This is a genomic window from Micromonospora lupini, assembly GCF_026342015.1.
GTDB classification, from domain to species: domain Bacteria; phylum Actinomycetota; class Actinomycetes; order Mycobacteriales; family Micromonosporaceae; genus Micromonospora; species Micromonospora lupini_B.
Genome location: NZ_JAPENL010000002.1, coordinates 733,621 through 745,768 on the forward strand (window position 1 = coordinate 733,621; position 12,148 = coordinate 745,768).

9 protein-coding genes are annotated in these 12,148 nt (G+C 71.8%); 6 read left to right on the forward strand and 3 right to left on the reverse strand.

Translation table 11 applies throughout. The features are described from left to right. The first annotated feature begins 1 nt into the window (after position 1). From OOJ91_RS18285 to OOJ91_RS18295, 3 genes are read left to right on the forward strand one after another with little or no spacing between them, the layout of a single operon-like run. The gene (locus OOJ91_RS18285) at positions 2-967 is read left to right on the forward strand and encodes a carbohydrate ABC transporter permease (protein ID WP_266246508.1); all 966 of its coding nucleotides are present in this window, start codon (positions 2-4) and stop codon (positions 965-967) included. Between the two features lie 10 nt (positions 968-977). After that, entirely contained in the window at positions 978-1,835 is an 858-nt protein-coding gene (locus tag OOJ91_RS18290) for a carbohydrate ABC transporter permease (RefSeq protein WP_266246509.1), read from the forward strand. 35 nt (positions 1,836-1,870) lie between these two features. Then, a complete protein-coding gene (locus OOJ91_RS18295; RefSeq protein ID WP_266246511.1) occupies positions 1,871-2,848 on the forward strand; it encodes a glycoside hydrolase family 43 protein in 978 nt (325 codons plus the stop codon). Positions 2,849-2,889: 41 nt separating this feature from the next. Here the strand turns inward: OOJ91_RS18295 and OOJ91_RS18300 are convergent, their stop codons facing one another. After that, positions 2,890-4,386, reverse strand: coding sequence for an amino acid permease (locus OOJ91_RS18300; protein WP_266246513.1), 1,497 nt, complete (start codon positions 4,384-4,386; stop codon positions 2,890-2,892). 294 nt (positions 4,387-4,680) lie between these two features. On the opposite strand from OOJ91_RS18300, the gene OOJ91_RS18305 reads away from it, so the two are divergent. Both OOJ91_RS18305 and OOJ91_RS18310 read left to right on the forward strand, forming a co-directional pair. Then, positions 4,681-6,339 carry a glycoside hydrolase family 10 protein gene (locus tag OOJ91_RS18305; RefSeq protein WP_266246514.1) on the forward strand — a complete coding sequence of 553 codons (1,659 nt, stop codon included), beginning with the start codon at positions 4,681-4,683 and terminating at the stop codon, positions 6,337-6,339. Positions 6,340-6,518: 179 nt separating this feature from the next. Continuing rightward, entirely contained in the window at positions 6,519-7,055 is a 537-nt protein-coding gene (locus OOJ91_RS18310) for a phospholipase (RefSeq protein WP_266246515.1), read from the forward strand. Positions 7,056-7,184: 129 nt separating this feature from the next. On the opposite strand, the gene OOJ91_RS18315 is transcribed toward OOJ91_RS18310, so the two are convergent. Both OOJ91_RS18315 and OOJ91_RS18320 read right to left on the reverse strand, forming a co-directional pair. After that, on the reverse strand, positions 7,185-10,010 hold the full coding sequence (locus tag OOJ91_RS18315; RefSeq protein ID WP_266246517.1) for an ATP-binding protein: 2,826 nt from the start codon (positions 10,008-10,010) through the stop codon (positions 7,185-7,187). Between the two features lie 153 nt (positions 10,011-10,163). Next, positions 10,164-10,373 (reverse strand): FmdB family zinc ribbon protein, encoded by a 210-nt coding sequence (locus tag OOJ91_RS18320; protein WP_266246519.1) that lies wholly within the window; start codon positions 10,371-10,373, stop codon positions 10,164-10,166. Between the two features lie 38 nt (positions 10,374-10,411). Between OOJ91_RS18320 and OOJ91_RS18325 the strand changes: the two genes are divergently transcribed. Further along, positions 10,412-12,142 carry a lytic murein transglycosylase gene (locus OOJ91_RS18325; protein ID WP_439117076.1) on the forward strand — a complete coding sequence of 577 codons (1,731 nt, stop codon included), beginning with the start codon at positions 10,412-10,414 and terminating at the stop codon, positions 12,140-12,142. The last annotated feature ends 6 nt before the right edge of the window (positions 12,143-12,148 follow it).

The following is a 12,148-nucleotide window of genomic DNA, read 5'->3' on the forward strand; positions in this document are numbered from 1 at the left end:
CGTGGCGGACGTGATCGAGGTCGGGGCGGCGCGCGGTGACGCGCCGCCCCCGGCGGCCACCGCAGCCCGCCGGGGCGCCTCGGCGCGCCGGACCGGACGGGCGACGCCATACCTGTTCCTCGCCCCGTACCTGGTCCTGTTCGGGGTCTTCGGCCTGCTGCCGATCATCCTCGGCCTCTGGCTGAGCGTGCACCAGTGGGACTTCCAGCTACCCAACCGACCCTTCGTCGGGCTGGACAACTACAAGGAGCTGTTCTCCAGCGACTCCGCCGTCTACGGCGACTGGTGGGAGAGCATCCGGGCCACGGCGATCTTCACGGTGCTGTCGGTGCCGCTGCTTGTGGTCGTACCGCTCGGGCTGGCGCTGCTGTTGAACCGCTCCTTCCCGGGCCGCACCTTCTTCCGGGCGATCTACTTCGCCCCGTACGTGCTGGGTGTCGCGGTGATCGGCCTGCTCTGGCGGTTCCTGCTCGACGCCAACCTGGGCCTGGTCAACCGGCTGCTCGGAGCCGTCGGGCTGCCGTCGGACACCCCCTGGGTGACGAACATGCCGTGGGCGTGGATCTCCCTGGTCGGGGTGACCGTCTGGTGGACCTCCGGCTTCAACGCGGTGATCTACCTGGCCGGGCTGCAGGACATCTCGCCGGAGCTGTACGAGGCGGCCCGGATGGACGGCGCCAGCGCGTGGCAGCGGTTCCGCAACGTCACGCTGCCCGGGCTGCGGCCGGTGCTGCTCTTCGTGATCACCACGACGGTGCTCGCCTCGGCGAACATGTTCGGCCAGTCGTTCCTGATCACCCAGGGGACGCCCGGCACGGAGACCCGCACGGTGGTGTGGTTCATCGTCGAGGAGGGACTGCGAAACAACAACGCCGGTCGCGCCGCCGCGATGAGCATCGTGTTCGCCCTGCTGCTGGCGGTCGTGAGCATCGCCAACTTCCGCCTCTTCCGCTACCGGGAAGACTGAGGGGATCGCCATGACGACGCCCACGCCGACCGCCAACGGCTCCGGATCGGGGCTGCGCCGGGTCGGGCTCTACGCCATCCTGGTCGCGCTGACACTGGTCTTCCTGGTTCCGCTTGTGTGGATGGTCATCACCTCGCTGAAGACCTATACGGCCGCCCAGCAGATCCCGCCGACCTGGCTGCCGAATCCGCTCTCGGGTTACGGCTACGAGCAGATCCTCAACAACTCGGCGAACCCGGTGCTGCGCTGGTTCCTCAACAGCATGGTGGCCGCCACGCTGCACTCGCTGCTGGTGCTGGTGACGGCCTCGATGGCCGCGTACTCCCTGGCCCGGCTGCGGTTCCGTGGACGCGGGGTGACCTTCGCGTTGATCGTCGGGACGCTGTTCATCCCGCCGACCTCGCTGATCATCCCGAACTTCCTGATCGTCGACCAGCTCAACTGGATCGACACCCTCGCCGTGGTGGTGGTGCCGGGCGCGGCCAGCGCGTTCGGGGTGTTCTTCCTGCGCCAGTTCTTCCTCTCGCTACCCAACGAGCTTGAGGAGGCCGCCACCCTCGACGGCGCCAACCAGTGGCAGATCTTCTACAAGGTGGTGCTGCCGCTGTCCAAGCCGGCGCTTGCCACCCTGGCCGTGCTGTCGTTCCTGACCAACTGGAACGACTTCCTGTGGCCGATCTTCGTGCTGTTCAGCCCGGAGAAGTTGACGCTGCCGCCGGGCCTGGGCCTGCTCCAGGGCTCGTACGTCACCGACTACCCGGTGATCATGGCGGGCGCGGTGCTGGCGAGCCTGCCGGTGCTGATCCTGTTCGTGCTGGCGCAGCGGCACATCATCCAGGGCGTCTCCCGCAGCGGTCTGAAGGGATGACGGCCGGAAACCTCCGGCGAGGTGGTGCGGCGGCGATGCTCATCACCGCCGCACTGCTCGTCGGCGGCTGCGCCGACGACGAGGCCACCTACACGAGCAGCGGGAGCCGCATGTTCACCAACCCGATCGTGCAGACCGACGCCCCGGACCCGCAGGCGATCCGGGTGGGCGACACCTGGTACCTGTTCCACACCAACTCCGGCGGCCGCAACGTCCCGGTGCTGACCTCGACGGATCTGGTCGACTGGACCGAGGCCGGGGACGCCCTGCCGGCGCTGCCGGACTGGGCGGACGCCGGCAGGACCTGGGCGCCCGAGGTCATCCAGCTCGCCGGCGACCGCTTTCTGCTCTACTACACGGTCGCGGGCCGGGAGTCCGGTCGGCAGTGCGTCGGGCGGGCGGTGGCCACCGCACCACAGGGGCCGTACCGAGACGACGCGGCAGGCCCGCTGATCTGCCAGGCCGACCTCGGCGGGGCGATCGACGCCAGCCCGTTCCGGGACACCGACGGCAGTCTCTGGCTGCTGTGGAAGAACGACGGCAACGCGATAGGCGTCGACACCTGGCTCTGGTCGCAGCGCCTCGCCGACGACGGCCTGACCCTCGTCGGTGAGCCGACGAAGCTGCTCAAGCAGACCGAGCCGTGGGAGGGCACCCTGATCGAGGGGCCGTTCTTCCACCGTCAGGACGGTCGGCTGCTGCTCTTCTTCGCCGCAAATGCCTACGACCGGGCCGAGTACGCGGAGGGCTACGCGGTCTGCGAGAGCCCGACCGGGCCGTGCGTGAAGGCCGCCGAGAATCCGATCCTGAAGAGCAGCGAGGCCGCCTCGGGCCCGGGCCACGCCTCGATGGTGGTCAAGGACGGCCGGACGTGGCTGCTGTACCACGCCTGGCCTCCGGGCCAGGAGGGCAGCACCGACCCGGGCCGTCAGGTGTGGCTCGACGAGGTGACCTGGGTCGACGGCAAGCCGGTCGTCAAGGGCCCGACGGCGGAGCCGCAGCCTCGCCCCTGAGCTGAGCGTGCGGAGGGGCGCTCGGCCCCTCCGCACGTCGTTCAGGCGCTCGGCTCACGCGGCGCCGGGGCGACCGCCGGTTCGTGCTGGGCCAGCCGGTTGCGGCGGTAGCCGTAGCCGAAGTAGATGATCCCGCCGAGCAGCATCCAGGCCAGGAACCGCAGCCAGGTCTCCACCGACAGGTTGAGCATCAGGTAGAAGCAGGCAAGGGCCGAGACGACCGGCAGCACCGGCGAGAACGGCACCCGGAACGGCCGCTCCAGGTCCGGGCGCTTGCGGCGCAGGATCGGCACCGCGATCGACACCAGCACGAACGCGCAGAGCGCGCCGATGCTTACCAGATCGGCAAGCGCGGAGAGCGGCAGGAAGCCGGCCAGCAGCGCGACCGCCACCGTCATGATCGCCGAGATCCGGTACGGGGTGCCCCAGCGCGGGTGCACGGCAGCGATCGCGGGCGGGATCAGGCCGTCCCGGGCGATGGCGAAGCCGATCCGGCCCATCGCCACCAGGTCGACCAGGATGACGCTTGTCAGGCCGGCGACGGCGGCGATGGAGACGAGCGTGGCCGCCCAGCCGGCGCCCACCGACTCGAACGCCGACGCGATGGGAGCGCCCCGGTCGATCTCGGTGTACGGCACCATGCCGACGACCACCAGGGAGACGCCGATGTAGAGCACTGTGGAGATCAGCAACGTGCCGAGCAGACCCAGCGTGAGGTCCCGCTTGGGCTTGCGCGTCTCCTCGCCCAGGTTGGCCACGGCCTCGAAACCGGTGTACGCGAAGAAGACCACCGCGGCGGCGCTGAGCACCCCGACGAAGCCGAAGACCGACGGCTCCAACCCGAAGAGCGCCTGCGTGACAGGCTGCTTGATGCCGTCGTCACCGCTGCCGGCGGGCTCGGCCGCCGGGATGAACGGGCTGAGGTTGGCCGCCTTGACGAAGAACAGGCCGGCGACCACCACGAACACGCAGATCGCCACCTTGACCAGCACCAGCAGGTTGGTGACCCGGGCGGACTCCCGGATGCCGATGATCCCCACGATGCCCAGGATCAGCACGATCGCGATCGCGCCGATGTTGACGGTGCTGCCCTCCTCACCGAACCAGCGGGTCGGCAGGTCGAGCAGCTCGGCGAGGTAGCCGGACCAGCCGCGGGCCACCACCGCCGCGCCGAGCGCGAACTCCAGCAGCAGGTCCCATCCGATGATCCAGGCGACGATCTCGCCCATCGTTGCGTACGCGTAGGTGTAGGCGCTGCCGGCCGTCGGCACGCTGGAGGCCAGCTCGGCGTAGCAGAGGGCGGCGAGCAGGGCGACCACGCCGGCGATCGCGAAGGAGATCACGACGCCCGGACCGGCGCTGTCGCGGGCCTCGATCCCGGTGAGCGTGAAGATGCCGGTGCCGATCACGATGCCGATGCCGAAGCCGGTGAGGTCGATGGCGCCGAGCCGCCGCTTGAGCCCGAGCCGGCCGTCGCTGCCGTCGGCGTCGCCCTGGGCTATGACGTCCTTGATTGGTTTGGTTCGCAGCACGGACATGCGCTCACCCCTCCCCACCGTGCGGCCGCCACCGCGGCGGCCGGCGATCGGGGTTGCTACCCAGCGGCGGGTTCCGCCAATCACGCTGGCGCGATAACGAGGCGTACGAGACCGGTCACGGGACGCAATCAGACGTTCGGCCCGGTAACCGACGCTCGCACCGATGTGTGGCGAGACCTTGCGGTGAGGACCCGGAGTATGAAAATTTCCTTCTAGGCGCAGATAGGCAGCGGCGAATCTTGCCGAATCCTGTCGCCCCTGCGCACCGGGAGCCCCACCGAAGGGACACACCGCATGAAGGCACCTCGACTCGGAGCGGCAGGGCTGGTCGCAGCCCTGCTCGGCACGCTTGTCGCCGCCGCCCCCGCCAATCCCGCGAGCGCCGCGACCGATGCCGCCACCACCACCTGCGTCACCGACCCCGCCATGCCGAAACGACAGTTCCGGGCAATGTGGATCTCGTCGGTGGTCAACATCGACTGGCCCAGCAAGGCATCCCAGACCAGCCCGGACCGGGTGGCCGCCCAGCAGGCCGAATACCGGGAACTGCTCGACCTCGCCGAACGCCTGCACCACAACGCCGTCGTGGTACAGGTCCGGCCCACCGCCGACGCGCTCTGGCCCTCGCCGTACGAGCCGTGGTCGGAGTACCTGACCGGCGTGCGCGGCCAGGACCCGGGCTGGGACCCGCTGGCCTTCCTCGTCGACGAGTCGCACAAACGCAACCTGGAGTTCCACGCCTGGTTCAACCCGTACCGCGTCTCCATGCCGGCCCCCGGCGGCGCCGGCGCCGACCCCGGCCAGCTCGCTCCCGGCCACCCGGCCCGGCAGCACCCGGACTGGACCTTCGCCTACCCGCCGGCCGGCGTGGCCGGCAGCCGGCTCTACTACAACCCCGGCATCCCCGAGGTCCGCGAGTTCGTCCAGACCGCGATGATGGACGCGGTCCAGCGGTACGACATCGACGGCGTGCACTTCGACGACTACTTCTACCCCTACCCCAGCGGCACCTGGCAGGTGCCCGACGACGCCACCTTCGCGGCGTACAACCGGGGCTTCACGGACCGGGCGGACTGGCGGCGGGACAACATCAACCTGCTGATCCAGGAGATGAACGGCAGGATCAAGGCGGCGAAGCCGTGGGTGAAGTTCGGTGTCAGCCCGTTCGGCATCTGGCGCAACAAGACGGTCGACCCGCTCGGCTCGGACACCACAGGCAGCCAGTCGTACGACATCATCTCCGCCGACACCCGTAAGTGGATCAAGCAGGAGTGGATCGACTACGTGGTGCCGCAGCTCTACTGGTACATCGGCCAGTACCCGGCGGCCGACTACGCGCGGCTGGTCCCGTGGTGGGCCGAGACCGTACGCGGCACCCGTGTCCAGCTCTACATCGGCCAGGCCGACTACAAGAGCGGCGATCCCGCGTACGGGCCGTACTGGCAGAACCCGCGTGAGCTGTCCGACCACCTGACGCTCAACAGGTCGTACCCCGAGGTGCAGGGCAACGTGCACTTCTCGGCCGTCCAGGTGCGGGCCAACCGGCTCGGCGCCACCGACATCTACGCGGCCGAGCACTACTCCCGCCCCGCCCTCGTGCCGGCCATGCCGCACCTGCCGGCCAAGCCGCTGCTCCTCCCGGTGGTCACCAAGGCGGCCCGACAGGCCGACGGAGTACGGCTGACCTGGCGCCAGCCCGCCGACGGCGTGGGCCCGCTGGGCACGGCCACGTCGTACGCGATCTACCGGTTCGACGGCACCACGCTGCCCGGGCGGTGCGCCACCGCGGACGCCACGCACCTGGTCGACACCGTCCGGGCCACCCCCGGCGGCGCCCAGTCCTGGGTGGACACATCGGCCGAGCCCGGCCGGCGCTACACCTACCAGGTGACCGCGCTGGACCGTACCGCCAACGAGAGCCCGGCCAGCCCACCGGCGTTCGTCAGGCGCTGACCCGCGCATCCGAGTGCCCCGGGCGTTCCGCACGCCCGGGGCATTCGCCTGTTTCGACGGATGTCACCAATAGTTGGCGAGGTGCATTCCCGCTGGTCGACCCCTTGATCGAAACTTATCGACATCCGGTAACCCGCCGGTAACTTCCGTCCCACCGCTCACCCCCGCGGAGGTCACCCGTGCCCCGACGTCTCGCCACCCTGTTCGCCTCGGGCGCGCTCGCGCTGCTCGCCACCCTCACCGTCGCCTCCCCCGCCGCCGCCGTCACCCCCGCAGAGAAGCTGTCCGTGCTGTCGAGCTGGACCCAGACCAGCGCGTCCAGCTACAACTCGTGGAACAGCGCCCGCGTCAACCGGGCACCCTGGGCCGAGTACGCCTTCAACTGGTCCACCGACTACTGCTCGTCCAGCCCGGACAATCCGCTCGGGTTCACCTTCAACCTGGGCTGCTACCGGCACGACTTCGGCTACCGCAACTACAAGGCGGTCGGCCAGTTCTCCGACAACAAGGCCCGCCTGGACAACGCCTTCTACGCCGACCTGAAGCGGGTCTGCGTCACGTACAACGCGGTCGTCCGCCCGGCCTGCTACAGCCTGGCCTGGACGTACTACCAGGCGGTCCACATCTTCGGTTCGGTGGCGGCGGTCCAACAGGCCGACATCGACCGAGCCGCCCGCATGAAGGCCGAAGCCGAACGCCACGCCGCCCTCAACTAACCCCCCACCCCACCCCACCCCACCCCACCCGCGGTGATCAAGAGGTTTGCGTCAGCGGAAGCGCGGATTCTGACGCAAACCTCTTGATCACCAAGGGGGGCGAGGGGGGCCGGGAGGCCCGGGGGGGGGTTAGGCGCGTTCGGTTCGGGTTGCGGGGTGGGCCGGGGGTCCTGTGTGGGGGGACAGGTCGGTGCTGAAGCGAGTCGAATCCGCCGCCAGGTCCGGGTGTTCCACGTCGAGCGCCACCGCGACGGCCTCGTCCAGGCCCATCTCGGCGCCCTCCCCGTACGCGTCGTCGAACGCCGCGTCACCCGCCGTCGACCGCAGCTCCGCCTGCTGTTCGGCCCAGTAACCGCCGTAGATGCCCGGCGTCGCACGCATGCTCGCCCGGGTGGCCTGCGCCGCCCCGAACAGCCGCGCGGCGGTCAACCGGTCCCCACCGAGAGCGCAGCGCACAGCTATCGCGTTGAGCGTGTCGCAGGCCCGGCCGTGGTAGCCGTGACCCATCCGCGAGCGCAGCGCCACCAGCAGGTGCTCGTGCGCGGCGATCACATCGCCCCGCGCCAGTGCGACCATTCCGAGCAGCATGTCCACCGAACGCCGGCCCCGCTCGATCGGCCGGGCGGCCTCCACCGGACGCGCCGCGCCCAGCAGCTCCGCCGCCTCGTCCAGCGCGCCGCGCCGCCACAGCAGCTCGGCCAGGCTGAACACCGCGAACAGCGCCTCGCCGACCACGTCCTGCCCGTGCGCCCAGTCGATGACCTCCCGGCAGACCCGCTCGGCCTCGAAGAACTGACCCATGTCCACCAACGGCGCGGCCCGGCCGGCGAGCACCCGGGCCAGCAGCCCGGCGTCACCAGCCTGTCGGGCGGCCGCCTCCGCCCGCTGCGAGTAGCGCAGCTCCTCCGCGAACTCGCCGTCGGCCCCGGCGTGCAGCGAATGCATGTGGTACGCCGCCGCCAGCTCCGCGTCCGGGATCCGCTCGCCGGTCTCGGCGATCCGCCCGTACAGCCGGAACAGCCAGAGCCGACCCTCCCGGGCCAGGCCGCGCTCACGCCACCACTGGTCCAGCCCACCGGCCAGGCGGAGACCGGCACGGGCGCTGCCGCCGGTGGCGCACCACCGCAGCGCGGCCCGCAGCTCGTCGGCCAGCGGGTCGAGGGTGTAGAGCGACAACGTCACGGGCCGGCCGTCCGGGCCCAGGTGAGCCCGCTCCAACGCGTGTGCCGACCAGGCCACGTGCCGGTCCCGGGCCGCCTGCTCCTCACCCGCCTCGGCCAGCCGCCGCGCCGCGTACGCCCGGATCGGGTCGAGCATCCGGTACGAACTGCCGGCGGCCCGCGGCTCGGCAAGCACCATCGACTTGTCCACAAGCACCGACAGTGGATCCAGCGGATCGTCGCCCAGCAGCCACTCCACCGTCGGCAGGTCCACCGGCCCCGCGAAGACCGCCAACCAGCGCAGCAGCCGCGCGGCCCGCGGCCCCAACGTGCGGTACGACCAGGTGACGGTCGCCTGCATGGTCAGGTGCCGTTCGGTGGCCGAGCGCTGCACGGCCCTGCTCGCCGGGGTGGGCGGCGGTGTCCCGATCGCCGCGGCCACCAGGTCCACGGTGTCCTGCTGGTTGCCGGACCAGCCCCGCTCCACAGGCGGCGGATCCGGATCCTCCCGGCCGGCGTCAAGCGTGCCGAGGACGTCGTCCAACCGCTCGGCAAGCTGACCCACGGAGAGCACCCGCAGCCGGGCGGCCGCCAACTCGATGGCGAGGGGCAGCCCGTCCAGCCGCTGCACCACCCGGCGCAGGTCGGCCGACTCGGACGGGTCGGGCCGCCGACCCCCCCGGGCCGCGGCGGTGCGGTCCAGCAACAGCGCGACCGCGTCGCTCTCCACGCCGTCCGGGCGGGGATCGACCGAGAGCGGCGGGATCCGCCACACCACCTCACCGGGCAGGCTGAACAACTCCCGACTCGTCGCCAGCACCCGCACGCCGCCCCCGCCGGAGAGCAGCCGTGAGATGACCTCGCCACAGGCGGCCGGTTGCGTGTCGCAGGTGTCCAGCACGACAAGCATCCGGCGGGCGGCCGCGTACTCGACGAGGGTGTCAAGCATCGGACGGCCCGGCTCGGGCCGCAGCCCGAGCACCGCGGCGATGGCGAACGCCACCAACCCCGGGTCGGTCACCGCGGCGATGTCGACGAACCAGACCCCGTCGGGGTACGCCTCGACCACGCCACCGGCCAACTCCACCGCGAGCCGGGTCTTCCCCGCGCCGCCCGCGCCCAGCACGGTGACCAGCCGGTGCTGCTCCACCAACCGGCCCAGCTCGGCGCGCTCGACCTGCCGTCCGACGAACGAGGTCACCTGGGTCGGCAGGTTGTGCGCCACCGCGTCGGCGGTGCGGGGGCGGGGGAACTGTCGCTCCAGGCCGGGCGCGACCAGTTGGAACAGCCGCTCCCGATCGTCGAAGCCCCGCAGCCGGTGCAGGCCCAGGTCCAGCAGGGTGGCGCCCGGGGGCAACGGATCGGCCCGGCGAACCGTGGACGCCGAACAGAGCACCTGCCCGCCGTGCGCGGCAGCCGCCACCCGGGCGGCCCGGTGCACCTCGGGGCTGGCGTACTCCCCGTCGCGGGGCTCGGCGTAGCCGGTGTGCAGGCCCATCCGCACCCGGGGCGCGGCTTCGGTGGTGGGCCAGTCGTGGCTCGCCAACGCCCGCTGGGCGGTCAGGCAGGCGGTCAGGGCCGCCGCCGCGTCGTCGAAGGCCAGGAAGAACGAGTCGCCCTCGGTCAGCAGCTCCGCGCCACCGGTGGCGGCCAGGGTGCGGCGCAGCAACCGGCGGTGCTCGGCGAGCACCGGGCGGTAGTCCGCGCCGAGCAGTTGGGCCAGCCGGGTCGAGCCCTCGATGTCGGTGAACACGAAGGTCACCCAACCGCTCGGGAGCTGGATCCGTGGCGACATGCGTGGAACCTCCGCCCGTAACGTCGGGTTCATGCTGCCTGACTCCGAGCGGTCACGCATCGTGAGAACGGCCGGGCACGTGCCGCCTCAAGGTGCCACTCGAACCCGCTCCCGGCAAGGCCGGTCCACCAGCCGGCCGCCGCTACGCCCGGCTCAGCAGCCGCAGGCGCCACCGCAGCAGCCGCCACCAGTGGGAGCTTGCGCGCCACCGGCGCCCCGACCGGTGACCGACACCGCCGAGAGCAGCTTGACCGTGTCGACATGGCCCTGCGGGCAGGTGGCCGACGCGCCGGCCTCCGCCATCGGACGGTTGACCTCGAAAGTGTCGCCGCAGGCGCGGCAGCGGAACTCGTATCGGGGCATGACGCCCAGGGTACGTGGGCCTGACGCTCCCCGGGGAGATGAGTGATACTCGACGGGTGGTGGACGGCGAGGACAAGACGCGTGTGCAACCGCTTCGGCCGGCCGCGCCGCTGGACGGGCCGCTGGCCGAGTCGGGCGCCGCGCCGGATCCGGTGCCCGCAGCCGTGCCCCGCCCCCGCCGACCCTGGCTCGGCGGCGGCACGACCGACGCGAAGACCAGGACCCCCACGCCGCCCGTGACCACGCCGGCGACCGTCCCGCCGAGCGTCGACGCCGCGACCGGTGACCAGCCGGGAGACACCGCCACCGGCGACCTCGCCGCGGCGAAGACCTCTTCGGACACCACAGCCGCCGCACCGACCGCCCCAACCGACGCCGCCGCCGACGCCCCGACCGCCGCGGACGCCGCAGCCGCGGACGCCGCAGCCGTGGACGCCGATGACGCCAAAGCTGGCAGCGTCGACGCGGCAGCCGACGACGCCAAAGCGGGCAGCGTCGACGCGGCAGCCGACGACGCCAGAGCTGGCAGCGTCGACGCGGCAGCCGACGACGCGAAGGCCGGGAGCCCGAAGCGCGACGACGCCGAGGGCGAGACCGCGAAGGCCGACGACGCGAAGACCGCCGGGCCGAAGGGCGACGCCGCGACAGCCACGATCGCGGCGGGCGCGACCGCGACGACCGACGACGCGAAACCCGCCGGGCCGAAGGGCGACGACCCGACGGCCACGATCGCGGCGGGCGCCACCGGCAGCGACCTGACGGCGACCAGGGTGGACGGTGTCGCCGTGGTGCCGACGCCCGAGCGTGGCCGCCGGCGGCGCGTGCCGTTCGCGCACGCCGTACGTCTGCCACCGCCACGTCAGGCCGCGGTTACCGCCACCCGGGCGACCCGCGCCTGGGCCCGCCGACCCAGCGGTCGGCTCACGGTCCCGGGGGTCTTCCTCCTGGTACTGGTGGCCGCGACCGCCGCGGCGGGGGCGTTGCTCGTCCCGGCGACCATCCGCGGGTCCCGACCGGCGGCGGCCGACGTCACGGCCGCACCGACCGTGGCCCTGCCGCCGGCGGTGCCGCTCGACCCGCAGCCCACCGGCCCTCTGCCCACCGGGCCGATGCCGACCGCGCCGCTTCCCACCGGAGCGTTCCCGAGCGGTGGCATGCCGACCGGGCCGGCGGTCGGGCCGACGGGCGGCGGTCGTCCATCGGACTCCCTGGCCGCGTGGGCGCAACAGGTCGGAGCCAAGGTCAACATCCCCGCCGCCGCGGTGCAGGCGTACGGGTACGCCGAGCTGATGCTCGCCCAGACCAACCGCAGCTGCGCGTTGAGCTGGACGACGTTGGCCGCGATCGGCCAGGTCGAGTCCGGGCACGGCTCGGCCAACGGCGCACGGTTGGGGTCGGACGGCAAGGCACTGCCCCAGATCATCGGGCTGCCGCTGGACGGGAACGGTGGCCGGATGCGGATCATCGACACCGACCACGGGCTCCTCGACAAGGACAGCACATTCGACCGCGCGATCGGGCCGATGCAGTTCATCCCGACGACCTGGCAGGAGATCGGCGCGGACGCGGACAACGACGGCGTCAAGGACCCGCACGACCTGGACGACGCCGCCCTGGCGGCCGGCAACTACCTGTGCAAGGGCGGCCGCAACCTCAGCATCCCGGGCGACTGGTGGAACGCGATCCTGTCGTACAACGATGTGCGCCGGTACGCCCAGGCCGTCTACGACACCGCTGACCGGTACGGACGGGCCAGTCGCGTGATGTGATCGTCC